At 34.4% G+C, this 18,423-nt stretch carries 17 protein-coding genes; 11 read left to right on the top strand and 6 right to left on the bottom strand.

Features of this window, described 5'->3' with window-relative positions:
• From ABF281_RS06000 to ABF281_RS05990, 3 genes are all read left to right on the top strand, one after another.
• A partial coding sequence (locus ABF281_RS06000; protein ID WP_347180777.1) for an endonuclease/exonuclease/phosphatase family protein occupies nt 1–730 on the top strand: 730 nt, incomplete at its 5' end.
• A gap of 46 nt (nt 731–776) precedes the next feature.
• Nucleotides 777–1,463 (top strand): tRNA (adenosine(37)-N6)-threonylcarbamoyltransferase complex dimerization subunit type 1 TsaB, encoded by a 687-nt coding sequence (gene tsaB, locus ABF281_RS05995; protein WP_347180776.1) that lies wholly within the window; start codon nt 777–779, stop codon nt 1,461–1,463.
• A 184-nt stretch (nt 1,464–1,647) separates the two neighbouring features.
• Nucleotides 1,648–3,900: an inorganic phosphate transporter gene (locus tag ABF281_RS05990; RefSeq protein ID WP_347180775.1), complete on the top strand. Its 2,253-nt coding sequence runs from the start codon at nt 1,648–1,650 to the stop codon at nt 3,898–3,900.
• Between the two features lie 72 nt (nt 3,901–3,972).
• Here the strand turns inward: ABF281_RS05990 and ABF281_RS05985 are convergent, their stop codons facing one another.
• Nucleotides 3,973–5,160, bottom strand: coding sequence for a pyridoxal phosphate-dependent aminotransferase (locus ABF281_RS05985; protein WP_347180774.1), 1,188 nt, complete (start codon nt 5,158–5,160; stop codon nt 3,973–3,975).
• A gap of 25 nt (nt 5,161–5,185) precedes the next feature.
• Nucleotides 5,186–6,277 (bottom strand): acyl-CoA desaturase, encoded by a 1,092-nt coding sequence (locus tag ABF281_RS05980; protein ID WP_347180773.1) that lies wholly within the window; start codon nt 6,275–6,277, stop codon nt 5,186–5,188.
• 165 nt (nt 6,278–6,442) lie between these two features.
• Between ABF281_RS05980 and rsmG the strand changes: the two genes are divergently transcribed.
• Together rsmG and ABF281_RS05970 are read left to right on the top strand one after the other, a co-directional pair.
• Nucleotides 6,443–7,087 (top strand): 16S rRNA (guanine(527)-N(7))-methyltransferase RsmG, encoded by a 645-nt coding sequence (rsmG, locus tag ABF281_RS05975; RefSeq protein ID WP_347180772.1) that lies wholly within the window; start codon nt 6,443–6,445, stop codon nt 7,085–7,087.
• Nucleotides 7,088–7,777 (top strand): outer membrane beta-barrel protein, encoded by a 690-nt coding sequence (locus ABF281_RS05970; RefSeq protein ID WP_347180771.1) that lies wholly within the window; start codon nt 7,088–7,090, stop codon nt 7,775–7,777.
• Here ABF281_RS05970 and ABF281_RS05965 read toward each other — a convergent pair.
• The 4 genes from ABF281_RS05965 to ABF281_RS05950 all read right to left on the bottom strand — a co-directional run bounded on the left by ABF281_RS05965 (nt 7,772) and on the right by ABF281_RS05950 (nt 12,154).
• A complete protein-coding gene (locus ABF281_RS05965) occupies nt 7,772–8,371 on the bottom strand; it encodes a hypothetical protein (RefSeq protein ID WP_347180770.1) in 600 nt (199 codons plus the stop codon). The two genes, ABF281_RS05970 and ABF281_RS05965, sit on opposite strands and share 6 nt — an antisense overlap.
• A gap of 2 nt (nt 8,372–8,373) precedes the next feature.
• Nucleotides 8,374–9,828 carry an RNA polymerase factor sigma-54 gene (gene rpoN, locus ABF281_RS05960; RefSeq protein ID WP_347180769.1) on the bottom strand — a complete coding sequence of 485 codons (1,455 nt, stop codon included), beginning with the start codon at nt 9,826–9,828 and terminating at the stop codon, nt 8,374–8,376.
• Between the two features lie 322 nt (nt 9,829–10,150).
• Nucleotides 10,151–11,098 carry a phosphoribosylaminoimidazolesuccinocarboxamide synthase gene (locus ABF281_RS05955; protein WP_347180768.1) on the bottom strand — a complete coding sequence of 316 codons (948 nt, stop codon included), beginning with the start codon at nt 11,096–11,098 and terminating at the stop codon, nt 10,151–10,153.
• Between the two features lie 108 nt (nt 11,099–11,206).
• A complete protein-coding gene (locus ABF281_RS05950) occupies nt 11,207–12,154 on the bottom strand; it encodes a PhoH family protein (protein WP_347180767.1) in 948 nt (315 codons plus the stop codon).
• A 110-nt stretch (nt 12,155–12,264) separates the two neighbouring features.
• On the opposite strand from ABF281_RS05950, the gene ABF281_RS05945 reads away from it, so the two are divergent.
• The 6 genes from ABF281_RS05945 to ABF281_RS05920 all read left to right on the top strand — a co-directional run bounded on the left by ABF281_RS05945 (nt 12,265) and on the right by ABF281_RS05920 (nt 18,422).
• Nucleotides 12,265–13,119 carry an SAM-dependent chlorinase/fluorinase gene (locus tag ABF281_RS05945; RefSeq protein WP_347180766.1) on the top strand — a complete coding sequence of 285 codons (855 nt, stop codon included), beginning with the start codon at nt 12,265–12,267 and terminating at the stop codon, nt 13,117–13,119.
• A complete protein-coding gene (locus ABF281_RS05940; protein ID WP_347180765.1) occupies nt 13,103–13,822 on the top strand; it encodes an ABC transporter permease subunit in 720 nt (239 codons plus the stop codon). The genes ABF281_RS05945 and ABF281_RS05940 overlap by 17 nt, the downstream gene beginning before the upstream one ends.
• Nucleotides 13,815–15,452, top strand: coding sequence for a gliding motility-associated ABC transporter substrate-binding protein GldG (gene gldG / locus ABF281_RS05935; RefSeq protein ID WP_347180764.1), 1,638 nt, complete (start codon nt 13,815–13,817; stop codon nt 15,450–15,452). Before ABF281_RS05940 ends, gldG begins: the two co-directional genes overlap by 8 nt.
• Before the next feature lie 109 nt (nt 15,453–15,561).
• Complete coding sequence (gene dnaN / locus ABF281_RS05930) at nt 15,562–16,680, top strand: DNA polymerase III subunit beta (RefSeq protein WP_347180763.1); 1,119 nt, start codon at nt 15,562–15,564, stop codon at nt 16,678–16,680.
• 79 nt (nt 16,681–16,759) lie between these two features.
• Nucleotides 16,760–17,362 carry an ACP phosphodiesterase gene (locus tag ABF281_RS05925; RefSeq protein ID WP_347180762.1) on the top strand — a complete coding sequence of 201 codons (603 nt, stop codon included), beginning with the start codon at nt 16,760–16,762 and terminating at the stop codon, nt 17,360–17,362.
• Nucleotides 17,340–18,422, top strand: a complete 1,083-nt coding sequence (locus ABF281_RS05920) for an AI-2E family transporter (protein WP_347180761.1) — start codon at nt 17,340–17,342, stop codon at nt 18,420–18,422. Before ABF281_RS05925 ends, ABF281_RS05920 begins: the two co-directional genes overlap by 23 nt.
• The last annotated feature ends 1 nt before the right edge of the window (nt 18,423 follow it).

The following is an 18,423-nucleotide window of genomic DNA, read 5'->3' as shown; positions in this document are numbered from 1 at the left end:
CGATCCCCTAAACAAATATCACTACCAAATTATTCATTTTGATGCTCCAGACCTGAGAGGAATTGATACTGCTTTATTGTACAACAGAGATGTTTTTACTCCTATTCGTAGCGAAGCAATTGATGCCAAGCTTTACAACAACAACTTCATCGTACACACAAGAGATATCCTATGGGTAACTGGATATTTGCTAAACGAAAAAGTAAACATCTTGGTCAATCATTGGCCTTCAAGAAGAGGAGGTGCAAAAAAGAGTAGTATCTTAAGAGAACGTGTAGCCAAAAGAAACCTTTATATTCTGTCCAAAATTCGCGAAGAAGACCCCAACGCTAAAATCATTATCATGGGAGATTTTAATGACAATCCTACAAACAAAAGCTTTAAACAAATACTTCAGACCAAAAAAGCCAAAACAGAACTGGAAAAAGGAGATTTGTACAATCCCTTTGAAAAAATGTTCATTGCAGGTTTAAATACCTTAACCTATAGAAGCGAACTGTTTTTGTTTGATCAGATTCTATTTAGTGACAACTTTATCACTTTGAAAAAAGATTTTAGTTCGTTTAGATTTTACAAGGCTGGAATATTTAACCCAAATTACATGACTTTACAAAAGGGTAAATACAAAGGAAGCCCCAAAAGAAGTTTTTCTGGAAGCACCTATTTAGGTGGATATAGTGATCATTACCCTGTTTACGGATATCTTGTCAAAGAAAACAAATCAAATTAAAGTCATCTTTAAAATCTAACTTATATTTGTGATCAAAATAGAGAACATGGCATTAATCTTAATGATCGAAACATCTACCAAAAACTGCTCCGTAGGTCTATCAAAAGACGGTAAGTGTATATCACTGAAAGAAGAAAACAAAGGGGATTATTCTCATGCTGAGAAACTACATCTATTCATTGAAGAAATCTTAAAGAAAGAAAATATTTCTGCTAAAGATTTAGACGCCATTGCTGTTGGTAAAGGACCAGGGTCTTATACCGGTTTGCGAATTGGAGTTTCTGCAGCAAAAGGATTGGCTTATGCCATCAACAAACCTTTGATTGCCATAGACACCTTGAAATCACTCGCAAAAACCATTCAAGTTGAAAAAGGATTGATTGTACCAATGTTAGACGCCAGAAGACTAGAGGTTTACAGCGCTATTTTTAATTCCAAGCATGAATACACCAGAAAGGCCGAAGCAGAAATTATCAACGCAACCTCTTACACCTCTTTACTGGAAGAGCAACCTATTTATTTTTTAGGAGATGGAGCTTTTAAATGTCAAACACTAATCAAACATGAACAAGCTCACTTCATAGCCGATAAATTTCCATCTGCAAAAGAGATGGCCAGCCTAGTAGAAGAAAAATACCTAAACAACCTCTTTGAAGACACTGCTTACTTTGAACCTTTTTACCTGAAAGACTTTATGGTTACTCCGCAAAAAAAGAAACCATTTACTTCATGAAAGAAATGGCAACAATAATAAAAATTTTACCGTTACTTATTTTAACAAACAACACATCAAGTTTCCAAACAACCGCATCGCTACTCGTCAAAAAACAGATTTATTTAGCTAAATTTCATAACATTTAATTAACATCTTCCCTTGCTTTTTTTTTAGTATTTTTAGGCCCTAATCAAATTTCTAAATGGAAAACATTTATTTCTTAATGATCCTTGCGTTGGCGCTTTTGGCCACGATTGATTTAATCGTAGGTGTGAGTAACGATGCTGTGAATTTTTTAAACTCCGCTATAGGATCAAAGGCCATTAGTCCAAAAAATATTATGATTATTGCCAGCATAGGAGTTCTCGTCGGCGCGATTACCTCTAGCGGGATGATGGAAGTTGCTAGAAAAGGAATTTTTGTACCTAGTCAATTCTACTTCAACGAAATCATGTACATTTTTATGGCGGTGATGATTACTGACATCCTACTGTTAGATATTTTCAACACCTTAGGAATGCCTACTTCAACAACAGTTTCTATTGTGTTTGAATTGCTCGGTGCTGCTGTTGCCATGTCCATCTTAAAGATTTCTGCGGATGAAACAAAGTCTATGGCTGACATTTGGGAATATATCAATCACGAGAAAGCGCTACTTATTATTTTTGGAATCCTGCTCTCGGTTGTTATCGCATTTTCTATAGGAGCATTGGTCCAGTTTTTCTCTAGAATTGTTTATTCTTTTAACCTTCAGGAAAAAAAATCATACATAAACGCCTTATTTGGTGGTCTAGCAATTACCGCTATCACTTATTTCATCTTTATAAAAGGAATGAAAGGCACTCCGTACTACACGAATACGAAGCATTTAATTGAGGGGCAAACCTTAAACATTCTTTTGATGGGAATTGTAGTGTGGACCCTGATTTCACAACTTCTAATTAGCGTTTTCAAAGTTAACATCTTGAAAGTAATTATTGGCGTAGGAACTTTTTCTTTGGCCATGGCTTTTTCTGGAAATGATCTGGTGAACTTTGTTGGTGTTCCCATTGCTGCATGGAATTCTTTTGAAGCATGGTCTGCATCTGGTGTGCCAGCTCATGAATTTTCTATGGAAATCTTAGCTGCTAAAGTTCCATCTAACCCTTTACTATTGATCTTAGCTGGTGGGGTAATGGTCATCACACTATGGTTTTCTAAAAAAGCCAAAACAGTTATTGAAACAGGGGTAAACTTGTCTAGACAAGGAGATGGACATGAAAAATTTCAGGCGACTCAAGCCTCAAGGGGGTTAGTGAGATTTGGAATGTTAATCAATGCAGGTCTGAATCTTTTAATTCCAGAGAAAACCAAAAAATACATCGACACAAGGTTTGAAAGACCTAGTTTTGCACTTTCAAAAGACAAAAGCTACGAAGTGCCAGCCTTTGATATGGTTAGGGCTTCTATCAACTTAGTCGTGGCTGGTATTTTAATTTCTGTAGGAACGTCTTTGAAATTGCCTTTGTCTACTACATATGTAACCTTTATGGTTGCTATGGGTACCTCTTTAGCCGACAGGGCTTGGGGTAGAGAAAGTGCTGTTTATAGAATTGCTGGGGTTTTAAGCGTGATTGGTGGATGGTTCTTAACCGCTATTGTAGCATTTACATTCTCAGCTATTGTTGCTTTTTTAATCAACCTTGGTGGACCATCAATGATTGCAATCCTATTGCTAACCGTACTTTTCTTAATCACTAGAAATTATATCAAACACTCACAAAAAGAAAAAGAAAAGGAAGCGAAAAAAGCCATCAAAAAAGAAACCGTTGACACCATTAACGGTGTGATTAATGAAAGTTCTGATCATATCATCCAAGTATTAGGTAGGGTACGTAAACTATACTCTAATGTTGTCATCAACTTGGCAGATCAAAACTTAGACAAGCTAAAGAAAAACGACAAACATGTAAACAAACTTAACCAGGAAATTGATGAGCTACGCAACGATGTCTTCTACTTTATCAAATCTTTGGAGAAAAGTTCGGTTGAAGCTAGTAAGTTTTATATTTCTGTGTTAGGCTATCTAGAAGACATTTCACAATCGATTAGCTATATTTCTAAAATTAGCTACAAGCATGTGAACAACAACCACAAGCCCTTAAACAAAGAACAAATTGTTGATTTGAAATCTATCATGTCTGGACTTGAAACCGTTTTGAATGACATCTCACAAGTACTAGAGAGTCAATCTTTTGAAAAAGTTTTTGCTATTATAGAGAAAAAACAAACACTACTTGACAATGTCTCTGAATCTTTAGGGAAACAGATTGATAGAATTAGAACTGTAGAAACAAGTGCAAAAAACACGACACTTCACTTTGGGATCATTATGGAATCTAAAGATTTAATCATGGCCCTAATCAATCTATCTGAACTGATCAATAGCATACAATCTAGTGTGGTTAAAAAATAAAGAATGATACCTATAAAAAACCGCTTTTGTTGTTACAAAAGCGGTTTTTTTTATCTTCTTTAAACGGATTGCTTAAGACAATACCGACTTGATTCTAGTTACTGCTTCTCTCAACTGCGCCTCAGATGCTGCGTAAGAGATACGAATACAATTAGGAGCTCCAAAAGACTCTCCAGATACGGTTGCTACATTCGCTTGTTCTAACAAAAGCATAGAAAAGTCTGCAGCAGTTTCAATGGTTTTCCCTTGAAAAGATTTTCCAAAGAAAGCAGAAACATCAGGAAAAATATAGAAAGCACCTTTGGGGATATTTAACTTAAACCCATCAATGGCCCCTAACAATTCCAACATCATATCCCTACGCTTTTGAAATTCCTCAACCATATAATCTATTCTTGATACCGGCTCAGTCAACGCAGTAATTGCGGCTCTTTGGGCGATACAGTTTGTTCCAGATGTAATCTGACCTTGCATTTTTGTACAAGCCTTTGCAATCCACTCAGGAGCACCAATATATCCAATTCTCCATCCAGTCATTGCAAATGCTTTTGCCAATCCATTAACTGTTATGGTTCTATCGTACATGGAGGGAATACAAGCAATACTGAAATTTGGCGTACCATAATTGATGTGCTCATAAATCTCATCAGATACGATAAAAATATCTGGATACTTTTCTAACACTGCTGCCAATGCTTTGTAATCCTCCTCGGTATAAACTGTCCCACTTGGATTATTTGGAGAATTAAAGAAAACTAATTTTGTTTTTGGTGTGATTGCTTCTTCTAATTGAGCAGGCGTAATTTTAAAATCTGCTTCAATAGAAGATGGGATTTCTTTATATGTTGCTCCCCCCAAAATCCCTAAAGCAGAATATGATACCCAGTATGGTGCTGGTAACAAAACCTCATCTCCTGGATTTAATAAAACTTGAGTTATGTTTGCAAGGGATTGTTTTGCTCCAGTTGAAACCACAATCTGATTTGGCTTGTAATCTAAGTTGTTGTCTCTTTTAAATTTTAAAGAAATTGCTTCTTTTAAATCAGCATAACCATCAACAGGACTATATGAATTGTAATTGTCGTTGACTGCTTGAATTGCAGCATCCTTGATGTAGTCTGGTGTATTAAAATCTGGTTCCCCTAAACTTAAACTAATAATATCTTTACCTGCTGCTTTTAATTCTCTTGCTTTTGCAGCCATTGCTAATGTTGCTGATGCTGGTAAACCTGTGATTCTGTCTGATAAAACTTGTTTCATTGCTTAATTTACTTATAATAATTATTTATCCCACTTGAGGTTGCTTTCCTAAAACAACCAATTGATTAATATGTGCTTTTAATGCTTCCTTCACGGTTTCATATTCGTGATAGGGTAGTTGAAATTCTTTCGCTGTTTTTTTAACAATCTTAGAAATGTCTTTGTAATGGACATGAGAGATTGTTGGAAATATGTGATGCTCTATTTGAAAGTTTAACCCTCCTAAAAAAAAGGAAACAAATTTGTTTTGAGTCGCAAAATTTGCAGTTTCTTGCAATTGATGCGCTGCCCAGCTTCTTTTTTCTTTTTCTAATTTTTCAGCGGAAACAACCTCAATAGCATCTGTAATATGTGCCAATTGAAATACTGTGCTCAGCACGAAACCTGCTACATAATGCATAACCATGAAACCAACCAACCACTGATACCACATAACATTCATGACTAACAATGGCAATACTAGCCAAAATAAGTAATAAACTATTTTGGTCATAACCAATAAGCTCCACTCCTTCGTCGCATTTAACTCTCCCTCAGCACTTAACTTCTGCTTGATATACTTGGGTGTCTGTCTAAAATCTACTACCAAAGCCCATTGGATAGTCAACAATCCGTATAAAAAGAAAGCATAAAACCGTTGGTATTTATGAAATCGTTTCCAAGGTTCAAAAGGGGACAATCTAAGAACTCCCTGTATGTCTATATCTTCGTCAATTCCTTCTACATTGGTATAGGTATGGTGTAATAAATTATGCTGAACTTTCCAGTTATAGACATTACCCGCCAAAATATAAATGGTATTACCCATCAATTGATTAACCCACCATCTACTTGAAAAAGAACCGTGATTACTGTCGTGCATTACATTCATACCAACACCTGCCATTCCCAACCCCATCATCCCACAAAGTAAAACACGCAACAAATTGTGCATTGGGAAAATAATGATAGAAAGATAAGAGACAAACAGCAAAGATAACATCAGTGCTGCCTTGGTATAAAGCACCCAATTTCCGGTACGTTTAAGATTGTTGTCTTTAAAATACTTGTTAACTCTTTGATTAAGAGTTTTAAAAAATTGATTGTTGCTTTCTCGTGAAAAACTTGCTTGCCGCATTTAGTCGTATAGTTCTGACTACAAAAGTAATTAATTTTTATTCAGTTTATTTGAATTCTGCCGTAAGAAATTCAAATTTCAATAGTTTTTATTTAAACTCTAAAAATTATTTAACCTCACTATTACCCTCTGTTTTTGATTGAAATCATTTACTTTTGTAATATCATGACAGCAGTAACTACCATTTTAAAATACTTTCCAGAGTTATCCGAAACCCAAATTGCGCAGTTTACAGCCCTGGATAAACTCTACAAGCACTGGAATGCCCAGATCAATGTAGTTTCTCGAAAAGACATTGACGAACTATACGTGAGACATATCCTTCACTCTTTAGGGATCGCAAAAGTTCAAAAGTTTAAACCTGGAGCTAGAATTCTAGATGTAGGAACAGGAGGTGGTTTCCCTGGAATTCCTCTGGCTATTTTATTTCCCGAAACTGAATTCTTTTTGGTAGACGCTATTGGTAAAAAAATAAAAGTTGTAAACGAGATTGCAGAAGAAATCGGACTCATAAACCTCAAAGCAGAACACATTAGGGCAGAAAAGGTGAAAGGTGAGTTTGACTTTATCGTAAGTAGAGCTGTGACCGCAATGCCTGATTTTATAAAATGGGTAAAAAACAAATGTGCTAAAAAGAATAATCATTCTTTAAAAAATGGAATTTTATACTTGAAAGGAGGAGATTTAACAGAGGAATTGAAAGATTTCCCAAACTCGAATTTATATGAGTTACCTAACTATTTTAAAGAAGATTTTTTTGAAACTAAAAAAGTAGTTCACCTTCCTTTAAAATATAAACCGCGTAAATAAATGCAATTGAAAATTTTTCTTATTGGACTACTTATTTCTTGCACGCTAATGGCGCAACAAGAACAAGAGATAGAGAAATACATAGATTCTATTTACCTTGAAGATCAATTCTATTTCGGATTACTATATAATTTTAACATCACCAACAACAATAATATTGAATCTAGCGGAGTGCCTTTTTGCGTCAAAACAGGCTTTATCAAAGACATCCCACTGAATAAAAAAAGAAACAAGGCACTGGGGTTAGGAGTTGGTTATAATTTTGATGTGGTAAGACCTAATATCGTCATTCAAAACCAAAACCAAGGTTTGGTATTTAATGTTGACAATAGTGATCAAAGTACTAATTACGCCAGTCATGAAATTGAATTTCCACTTGAATTCCGATGGAGAACTTCAACTGCAACTAATGATAGCTTTTGGAGAATATATACTGGTGTTTCTTTCGTAAAAATTCTAAAAAGTACTGCTAGCTTTAAGAACAGCGCCGTTAACACCACTACTTTCAAAGATATCCCAGCTATAAACAGGAACAAGTATACCTTGTATACCTCTGTTGGTTTTGGTACTTGGAATCTTTACGTGAAATACTATCTAAACAGGTTTTTTGACAACAATATAGATAGAGAAAAAGAGGAAAACATCAATTTCAACCAACTAAAAGTGGGGGTTATGATGTATTTACTATAAAACAAGACTGGTTAGTATCGGCAATAAAAACCCTAGGATAGATCCAATTATAATCTCTTTAAAATTATGTGCTTTCAACTTTAATCTTACAGTTGCCAATACTCCTGTCATCATAAAAAGAAGGGCAATCACAAAAATTGAATACTGATAGGCAACACCATAGACAACAGCAAAACCTAGTAAACTTGTCATTCCAAGTAAATGTAAACTTGCTTTGATCTTGAAATAAAGAAAGATGAAAACAGCTATCAATCCCAAGGCAATAGCATAAACTAAAATAGTCAATTCTCTTATTTGCCAGACACGACTGATCATAAGGGCTAAAAATAAATAATTTACAAACATTAAAATGACTGGCAATTTCCTATCATTGATCTCAGGAACTTCAATGCTTTTGATTCGTCCTGTAAACTTTAGGAAAAAAATCATTAGTAAAGGCAATAAAAAAGTACACCCTACCACAAGAAAGAAAATCAAATATATTTGCATTTTAGAGAGCGGTAATGGCAAATGAGTTAAGTATAACCATGAGCCAAACATGGGTAAAAATATAGGATGCAAAAGGATTGATATAGCTTTGTAAATTTTTTTCATACTTATATTTCCTTTCTCAATCTTGCAACAGGAATGTCTAACTGTTCTCTATACTTGGCAACAGTTCTACGAGCAATTAAATACCCCTTATCTTTCAGCAAGGAAGACAATTTATCATCTGTTAAAGGTTTCTTTTTGTTTTCTTCATCAATTACGGTTTTTAAAATACTCTTTATTTCTCTTGTAGAAATATCTTCTCCTAGGTCATTTTTCATCGACTCAGAGAAAAACTCTTTAACCAATTTTGTACCATAAGGGGTCGCGCAATATTTACTGTTTGCAACTCTAGAAACCGTAGAAATATCCATATCAATCTTTTCTGCCACATCTTTTAAAATCATAGGTTTCAATTTCCCTTCATCACCTGTGAGTAAATATTCTTTTTGCATTTTCATGATCGTACTCATAGTAAGCATCAATGTTTGTTGGCGCTGCTTGATGGCATCAATAAACCACTTCGCAGAATCTAGTTTCTGCTTTATGAATAATACTGCATCTTTTTGAGATTTGGTTTTGACCTTGGCCTCTTTATACCCTTTTAGCATATTATTATACTCCCTTGAAACATGTAAATCTGGAGCATTTCTTGAATTCAACAACAATTCTAATTCTCCTTCGGAAATTCTTATGGTAAAATCTGGCACTACCTGTGCTGCTATTTTAGAATTCCCTACCACTGCCCCTCCTGGCTTTGGGTTTAATTTTGATATTTCTTTAATCGCATCTTTTAGTTCTTCTTCAGAAACCTCATACTTTGTCAGCAATTTTTGATAGTGTTTTTTTACAAAAGCATCAAAAGATAATTCCAACATTCTTATCGCCAAAGCTATTGATCTTGTGAATGGTTTTGACTTTAATTGAATAATGAGACATTCTTTTAAATCTCTTGCTCCAACACCTGTAGGCTCTAATTTTTGTACGACACGATACAAGACATCGTCCACTTTTTTCTCCTCTACAAAAATATTTTGAGTAAAAGCCAAATCATCAACAATATCAATCGAATCTCTCCTTAAATAACCATTATCATTAATGCTACCCACTAAAAACTCAGCAATAATATACTCTTCATCACCCAAAGAAAAAGTATTCAATTGATTGATTAAAGACTGGTGAAAGCTAATTCCTCCTGCATAAGGCACTTCCTTTTCTTCATCATCTGCAGCGTAATTATTTGCTTGTAATTTGTAACTTGGAATATCGTCATCGCTCAAATACTCATCAATATTAATATCATCTGCTTCGATGGAATCATTACCTTCATCCGCATAATCATCATAATTATCCTCAAATGCCTCCTCTTGTTCTTTCCCAGACTCTAACGCTGGATTCTCTTCAATCTCTTGTTTTAGTTTTTGCTCAAAAGCTTGGGTAGGCATCTGTATCATCTTCATCAACTGGATTTGTTGTGGCGATAATTTTTGAGATAACTTTAAATTGAGACTTTGTTTTAACATAATACTTGATGCAATTCTGTTGACTTTTACTCTAAGATAGTAAAGTATCTGATAGAAACTCACAAATGTCACATCAAATTCAATGCCGAAAAATTAATACACTGATAATCATTTAAATACACCGATGATCTTCGTGATAAAATATTATTTTCGAGTTATACCTGGACAGACAAACCCTTTTTGACAACCAACATTAATCTCAATAGTATTGACTCAATTAAGCATTGTTTTTATTGATTGCGTAAACAAACATCACAAACCAATCCCATAAAAAAAGCTCAAGTGTTTACTTGAGCTTTTTTTATGGGATTCGTCTAATTCTTTATTTTGCTAAAAAAGAACTCACGTTATTTTCTATTCTTACAAGTACATCAGAGATGTCAGCTTTCACAAAAACCTCTCCTGTAATCTGCTCATACAACTCTATATACCTATTTGATATTTCTTCTATTTTCTCTGTTGTCAAATCTGGTATTTGCTGACCATCCTTTCCTTGAAATCCATTTTCTATCAACCACTGACGAACAAATTCTTTAGATAATTGCTTTTGAGAAATGCCTTTATCTTGTCTCTCTTGGTATCCCTCTTTATAAAAATAACGAGAAGAATCTGGAGTGTGAATTTCATCAATTACTACAATTTTTCCTTCTGCAGTTTTTCCAAATTCGTATTTGGTATCGACCAATATCAACCCTCTTTCGGCAGCCAGTGCTGTACCTTCTCTGAACAAAGCTAACGTATATGATTCTAGCTGCTTATAGTCTTCTTCTGAAACCACTCCATTTGCTATTATAGCCTCACGAGAAATATCTTCATCATGATCTCCTAGATCTGCCTTTGTTGTTGGTGTAATAATAGGCGTTGGAAATTTATCATTTTCCTTCATCCCGTCTGGCATCTTAACACCGCACAAAACCCTTTCTCCATTTTTATAAGTTCTCCAAGCATGTCCAGTACAATATCCGCGAACTACCATTTCTACTTTAAAGGGTTCACATGCATAACCTACAGTCACATTTGGATCAGGAACCCCTAAAACCCAGTTAGGACAAATATGCTTAGTTGCATCTAACATCTTAGCTGCTATCTGATTTAAAATCTGTCCTTTGTATGGTATTTGCTTTGGCATAATGACATCAAAAGCAGAAAGTCTATCAGAAGCCACCATCACTAGTTTTTGGTCTACCGTATAGACTTCGCGAACTTTTCCTTTGTAGATGGCTGTCTGCCCTGGAAAACTAAAATTGGTATCGTTAATTGTATGACTCATTTCATCATTTAATTTATTGCAAAAATAGACAAAGTTTGTAAAGTAATTAGGGTTTCTAAAATTAAAAATTCAGCATGACGCTTACTGGTAGGTTTTAAATTAAACCCTCTATTCCGTCTCTATGCTCTTATAGGCTGTAATAATTTCTTTCACCAAACGGTGTCGGATTACATCCTTACCATCCAAAAATACCTGAGCAATTCCTTTGACATCTTTCAACGCCAATAGAGCTTCTTTCAATCCGGATACTTGTTTTCTTGGCAAATCTATTTGACCTGGATCTCCATTTACAACAAACTTTGCTCTTTTCCCCATTCGAGTTAAAAACATTTTCATTTGGCTATGTGTGGTGTTTTGAGCTTCATCTAAAATCACAAATGCATTGTCCAAAGTCCTACCTCTCATAAAAGCAAGAGGAGCTATCTGTATGACACCTTTTTCCATATGAGAAGCTAATCTTTCTGCCGGAATCATGTCCCTCAATGCATCATACAGCGGCTGCATATAGGGATCTAATTTTTCTTTCATGTCGCCAGGTAAAAAACCTAAGTTCTCTCCAGACTCTACTGCAGGTCTTGTTAAAATTATTTTTTTAACCTCTTTTTCTTTTAATGCTCTAACCGCCATAGCGACAGCTGTGTATGTTTTCCCGGTACCTGCTGGGCCAACAGCAAACAACATATCATTGGTTTCCATGGCTTTTACCATGTTTCGTTGATTATCTGTTTGTGCTTTTATAAAATTCCCTCCAACACCATGCACCAAAATCTCATCATTTGCACGTTTTTTTTGCAACTCATGCTGAGAGGCCAACAATAATTGCTCTATGCTCGTTTCATCTAAACTATTGTATTTGAGCAAGTAATTAACTAAAATCTGAATTCTTTTTTCAAATTCATCCAACAAAAGGGATTCCCCATATGCTTTTATTGTATTTCCCCTAACAACTAATTTTAGCTTAGGATAATACGATTTGATTAAATCTAGGTAGGTATTGTTAGATCCAAAAAAGTCTATTGGATTTATTTCTTCTAGGGTTATTAGGCGTTCGTTCAAGCTAAAAATCTGTTTATAAATTGCACTGACAAAGTACATAAATATCATTTACAATTCTTTAAATTTGCTTATAATTATTATCATTAAAATTTCAATAGCTCTCTTTACATATGGCAATTATCACCTTAACAACAGACTTTGGCATAAAAGATCATTTTGTTTCTGCTGTAAAAGGAGCCATATTTACCCTACTGCCCGAAACTAGGGTCGTTGATATTTCCCATCAGATTTCGCCATTCAACATAACAGAAACTGCTTATATCCTAAAAAACGCATACAAGAATTTTCCTAAAGGGACAATTCATATTATCGGGGTAGATTCTGAAATGACTCCTGACAACAAACACATTGCGCTTCAGCTAGACGATCACTATTTTGTTTGCCCAGATAACGGAATCATATCTATGATTGCCTCCGAAATCAACCCTACAAAAATTGTGGAAATTAATATTCATAATAGGATTGAAAGTAGTTTTTCTGTACTAGATGTATTTGTAAATGTGGCTTGTCACATCGCACGTGGTGGAACACTAGATGTTATAGGACGTCCGTTAGATAAAATCACCAAAGTGGTTGAGCTACAACCACAGATTGTATCTGAAAGCAAAATCATTGGTTCTGTTATTTATATTGACAATTATGGAAATGTTATCTCTAACATCACCAAAGAGCTATTCAATAGAGTTGGCAAAGGAAGATCTTTCACTTTATCAGCTGGCAATTACAACTTCAAGAAAATACTTAACAAGTACAGTGACATCGTAAACTTTTCTCAACCTATAAACGAACGAAATCTAGCCGGAAATAAGTTAGCGCTGTTCAACTCCGGCAACTATTTAGAAATTGCACTTTACAAAAGTAATCTGGAAACTGTTGGTGGCGCGTCTACCTTGTTAGGACTTGGCTACAGAAGTACGATAGGTATAGAATTTGAAAAAATCACAATTGATGAAAGCCATTTTTAATAAAGAAATCCAATCTTTTTTCAGCAACCCTGTTGGCTATCTGCTAGTGATTTCATTCTTGCTACTCAACGGACTAATACTTTGGGTGTTCAAAGGCTCTAGCAATGTGTTCTATAGCGGATTCGCTGATATCAATGCTTTTTTTAGTAATAGTTCTTGGATTTTAGCTGTTTTAATTCCTGCAATGACAATGAAAAGTTTTGCTGACGAATACAACAACGGAACTATAGAAATCCTTAAAACGCTGCCTGTGTCACATACTCATATCGTATTGGCAAAATTTTGGGCTTTTATGGTGGTCATTTTTATCACCTTAACTCCATCACTAGTATTTGTTTATTCCACCTACCAACTAGGAAACCCTATTGGAAATATAGACTTAGGCAGTACCTTAACCTCCTATTTTGGATTGGCCTTATTGGCTTCGACTTATATTGGCATTGGACTCTTTAGCTCTATCGTGATGCTAAACAACGTGAGCGCATTTATTCTTAGTACCATCATTAATTTTACACTCTATTTTGGGTTTACTGCAATAGAAAACGTATCCGAAATTACTTCTTCCGGATGGGGAAATTTTGGAATCACACCCCATTTTGAGGGAATGACACGCGGTGTAATAGATTCAACAGACCTCATATACTTCATCTCTTTGACCTTAGCATTTTTAGTATGGACTAAAATAAAACTAGACCATGTCTAAAAGCACCAAACATATCTTGTATATTACTGTTTTACTACTGGCAGTAAACTTTATTGGTCATAAAATACATTATCGATGGGACATGACCAAAGACAAACGTTATTCCATCTCAAAACCAACCGTAAACCTTCTGAAAACTTTGAACAAAGATGTTCATATTTCTGTTTATTTATCAGGAAATCTCCCTTTTGACTTTGAAAAGCTTAGTAAAGAAACTTCTTACTTCTTAGAAGAGTTAGCTACTAAAAACAACAGAATTTCTTTTACGATGGTCAATCCAAAAGGAAAAGAAGAAACGTTAGCTCAACAAGGGCTTAATCCAAGTAGATTAACCATTCAAGAAGATGGAAAAATTTCTGAAAGCTCTATTTTTCCTTACGCCATAGTTAGAAGCGGAAAAAAAAGGACACTGATCAACCTGTTAAAGAGTTCATACTTTGAAAACCAAGAAAGTCAGATAGAAAATGCTATTCAGAATCTAGAATTTGCTTTCGCTGATGGAATCCAAAGCGTGACTGCAAACAAAAAACAAAAAATTGCGATACTCAAAGGTAATGGGGAATTGCAAGATATTTATCAGTATGACTGGCTAAGAACTCTTGGAAAAAACTATCACCTCGCGCCTTTCACCTTAGATTCTATTTCTGATCACCCACAAACAACTTTGCAAAAGTTAAAAGAGTACGATCTTATTATTATCAGTAAACCTACCGAGGCATTTACTGAAAAAGAAAAATTCACTTTAGACCAGTACACCATGAGTGGAGGAAAGTCTATTTGGCTTCTGGATATGGTACATACTCCTAAAGATAGTTTGATGCAAAATGGAAAGCTTCTGGCTTATCAACGAGATTTAAATTTGACGGATTATCTTTTTAATTATGGTATCCGTATTCAAAAACACCTAGTAAGAGATTTATATGCAACCAACATTACACTAGCGACGGGTAAAGTAGGAAACAATACTCAATTTGATCAATTCTTATGGGACTATTACCCGCTAATAAAGAGCAATAACAAACATGTAATCAGCAAAAACATTGGTGAAATAAAATTAGAGTTTGTAAGTAGTATAGATACTTTGAATTCTGCCCTAAAAAAAACACCTTTGCTAGAAACTTCTAACTTAACCAAAATTTTAAAAGTTCCTAATTTTGTGGACTTAGCAAGTATTGGTGAAACAAAAGATATGGAAACCTATAGTGAGGGCTCTAAAATTCTTGGTGTCCTAATTGAAGGAAACTTCGATTCAGCATATAAAAACAGGATCAAACCCTACAAAACAAAGTTTACACCAAGCGGAAAAAACAATAAAATGATTGTGATTGCAGATGGAGACATCAGCAGTAATGACATTGCTAAAGGACAACCTTTGGCATTAGGACTTGACAAATGGAATCAACAATTTTACAATAACAAACAATTCTTAATGAATGCTGTTAATTATTTGTTAAATGATAATGGACTCATTCAATTACGGACTAAAAAAGTTATCATTGACAAGATCAATAAACCCAAAGCCTTTGAAGAAAAATTAAAATGGCAATGGATCAACTTGTTGCTGCCTACTGCTATTCTTGGTGTTTTTGGGCTCATAAATTTCTATGTCCGAAAGCGTAAATATTTATAATAGGTTATCAACACTTTGCTAAATTATGTTTAAAACATTTATTGGAAACATTGAGTTTTAGACCTATATTAGCTTTCACGTATAACGCAATATCACACAACGTAACTCTATGAAATTTATAGTATCAAGTTCACAACTATTAAAACAATTACAAGTATTAAGTGGAGTAATTAGCACTAGTAGTACTTTGCCTATTTTAGATAATTTTTTATTCGATTTAAGTGAAAACGAACTGAAAATATCTGCTTCAGACCTAGAAACTACTATGTCCACTAGTATAGAAGTCCAGTCTGACAATGAAGGATCCATTGCAGTACCTTCAAGAATATTATTAGACACCCTAAAAACACTTCCTAACCAACCGCTAACTTTCAAAATAGAAGGAAATAATAAAGTAGAAATTACCTCTGAACAAGGGAACTATGGAATGCCCTTTTTTGAAGGAAGTGATTTCCCCAAAGAAGTTTCATTAGAAAACCCTAACACGACTATAGTACCGGCAAACGTATTGGCCAATGCTATTTCCAAAACAATTTTTGCGACGGGTAATGATGATTTAAGACCCGTAATGAGCGGTGTTTTCTTTCAATTTGGCACAGAAAGCTTAACTTTTGTAGCTACCGATGCTCATAAACTTGTAAAGTATACACGAAAAGATGTAAGAGCAGAAGAAGCAGCAGAATTTATCATGCCTAAAAAGCCCCTGAACATACTAAAAGGAATTTTGGCAACTTCAGATGCTGAAGTATCCATTACATACAATGAAGCAAATGCAAAATTTACTTTTGATAATGTTGCGTTGACCTGTAGGCTAATTGATGGTAAATACCCAAATTACAATGCAGTAATTCCTAAGGAAAACCCAAATAAATTAACGATCTCTAGAGGTTCTTTTCTAAACTCTACCAAGCGTGTGTCTATTTTCTCAAGCAAAACCACACACCAAATTCGTTTAAAAATGGCAGGAACAGAACTAAACATTTCTGCTGAGGATATTGATTTTTCAAACAAAGCCAAAGAGCGTTTGTTGTGTGAATATCAAGGTGATGATCTAGAAATTGGGTTCAACTCACGATTCTTAACTGAGATGCTAAATAATTTATCATCAGATCATATACAGTTAGAAATGTCATTACCCAATAGAGCAGGAATCTTAACTCCGGCCGATGGTACTGAAGAAGGAGAAGAGATTACAATGCTAGTTATGCCAGTAATGTTAAGTAATTAATTCTAACTCGACTATATAAAAAAGGCGTTTCACATTGGTGTGAAACGCCTTTTTACATGATTTAAAAGAGATAAAATCTATGAATTTCCTAGCCCATCTTTATTTAGCAGGTTCTAATAAAGAAATTATCATTGGTAATTTCATAGCAGACACAATCAAAGGAAATAAATTTGATCATTTTTCAAAAGACATACAGTTTGGCATTAAAATGCACAGACGTATTGATACTTTTACAGATAGCCACCCTATATTTAGACAAAGTAAGAGAAGACTCGACGATAAGTATAGACTTTACAAGGGTGTCATCATCGATCTTATTTACGATCATTTCTTAGCTAAAAACTGGTCACAATATGCTGATACTTCTTTATTTGACTTCAGCCAAGAAATCTATCAGTTACTAGAAAAAAATTATGCTATTTTACCTGAAAAAGCGCAATACCTAATCCCATACATGTCTAAACAAAACTGGCTATACAAGTATAAATCTCTTCAAGGAATAGGGGAAGTCATGCATGATATGAACATTCGAACTCAGGGTCGCTCTAAAATGAACGAAGCAATTGTAGACCTCAAAGATAATTATGCTATTTTTGAAAAAGACTTTACCTGTTTTTTCAAAGAAATTGAGAATTATTCATCTACATACTTAAAAAATCATGACTGCAAAAATAATAAGTAACGGAATCTTAAGAACCATTGCAATACTTGCTGGACTTGCTGGATTGACATGGTTTGTATTACAAATACAAACCGTAATTATTTATATTATTATTTCAGCGATACTCGCTCTAATTTCAAGGCCATTCATAAGATTTTTTAAACTAAAACTCAAATTCAACAATAGCCTATCAGTAATCACAACCATCCTAATCTATACGGTACTTATTGTAATTCTTGTAAATCTTTTCGCACCATTGATTAGCAAACAAAGTGAAAATATTGCTTTACTAAATTCAGAGGAGTTTAAGGGAAATATAGAGAAACTAAGAAAAGAAGTAAATGACTATTTAATATTAAATCATATTGATGTTTTAGAGAAAACACAGAACATTGATTTCTTACCAGGAATAAAAAACATTCCTAATGTAATCAACTACATTTTAAGCAAGTTAGGCTCTTTTAGTATTGGGCTTTTTTCTGTTTTATTTATAACCTTCTTCTTCATGCAAGAGGCTAAGATTCTTTCTAAGGCTACCCTGGTGTTGACCCCTAAAAAACATTTACTCCATGTGGTAAGGTCTATAGAAACAATCAAAGATTTATTATCACGTTACTTTATCGGCTTGATCATACAAATCAGTATTTTATTTGTGATCTATACTTCATTATTAACTATTTTTGAAATTGAAAACCCAATCATCATTGCCTTTTTGTGTGCTTCACTCAATCTGATTCCGTATTTAGGACCTATGATGGGGGGTGTCATTATGTTCATTTTAACGACGACAAACAATCTAGACTTAGACTTCAGAACAGAAATACTACCGAACACACTTTACATCATGGCAGGATATACAATTGCCCAACTAATTGACAACTTCATAAGCCAACCAATCATTTTTTCAAGAAGCATAAAATCACATCCCTTAGAAATTTTTATTGTTATACTCGTCTTTGGTAACTTGTTTGGTGTTTTGGGTATGGTCATTTCTATTCCAGCATACACAGCAATAAAAGTGATTGCTAAAGAATTTTTTAACAAGTACAAGGCCATCAAACTACTGACCAAAGATTTTTAAT

Origin of the sequence: Wenyingzhuangia sp., assembly GCF_039768515.1 — a bacterium.
Classification (GTDB): domain Bacteria; phylum Bacteroidota; class Bacteroidia; order Flavobacteriales; family Flavobacteriaceae; genus Wenyingzhuangia.
This window is presented reverse-complemented; position numbering and strand designations above follow the sequence as displayed.

What these genes read in the sequence shown, in the direction of transcription:
- tsaB (WP_347180776.1), top strand. Translation starts at nt 777, where the DNA reads ATGGCATTAATCTTAATGATCGAAACATCTACCAAAAACTGCTCCGTA.
- ABF281_RS05990 (WP_347180775.1), top strand. Translation starts at nt 1,648, where the DNA reads ATGGAAAACATTTATTTCTTAATGATCCTTGCGTTGGCGCTTTTGGCC.
- ABF281_RS05985 (WP_347180774.1), bottom strand. Translation starts at nt 5,160, where the DNA reads ATGAAACAAGTTTTATCAGACAGAATCACAGGTTTACCAGCATCAGCA.
- ABF281_RS05980 (WP_347180773.1), bottom strand. Translation starts at nt 6,277, where the DNA reads ATGCGGCAAGCAAGTTTTTCACGAGAAAGCAACAATCAATTTTTTAAA.
- rsmG (WP_347180772.1), top strand. Translation starts at nt 6,443, where the DNA reads ATGACAGCAGTAACTACCATTTTAAAATACTTTCCAGAGTTATCCGAA.
- ABF281_RS05970 (WP_347180771.1), top strand. Translation starts at nt 7,088, where the DNA reads ATGCAATTGAAAATTTTTCTTATTGGACTACTTATTTCTTGCACGCTA.
- ABF281_RS05965 (WP_347180770.1), bottom strand. Translation starts at nt 8,371, where the DNA reads ATGAAAAAAATTTACAAAGCTATATCAATCCTTTTGCATCCTATATTT.
- rpoN (WP_347180769.1), bottom strand. Translation starts at nt 9,828, where the DNA reads ATGTTAAAACAAAGTCTCAATTTAAAGTTATCTCAAAAATTATCGCCA.
- ABF281_RS05955 (WP_347180768.1), bottom strand. Translation starts at nt 11,098, where the DNA reads ATGAGTCATACAATTAACGATACCAATTTTAGTTTTCCAGGGCAGACA.
- ABF281_RS05945 (WP_347180766.1), top strand. Translation starts at nt 12,265, where the DNA reads ATGGCAATTATCACCTTAACAACAGACTTTGGCATAAAAGATCATTTT.
- ABF281_RS05940 (WP_347180765.1), top strand. Translation starts at nt 13,103, where the DNA reads ATGAAAGCCATTTTTAATAAAGAAATCCAATCTTTTTTCAGCAACCCT.
- gldG (WP_347180764.1), top strand. Translation starts at nt 13,815, where the DNA reads ATGTCTAAAAGCACCAAACATATCTTGTATATTACTGTTTTACTACTG.
- dnaN (WP_347180763.1), top strand. Translation starts at nt 15,562, where the DNA reads ATGAAATTTATAGTATCAAGTTCACAACTATTAAAACAATTACAAGTA.
- ABF281_RS05925 (WP_347180762.1), top strand. Translation starts at nt 16,760, where the DNA reads ATGAATTTCCTAGCCCATCTTTATTTAGCAGGTTCTAATAAAGAAATT.
- ABF281_RS05920 (WP_347180761.1), top strand. Translation starts at nt 17,340, where the DNA reads ATGACTGCAAAAATAATAAGTAACGGAATCTTAAGAACCATTGCAATA.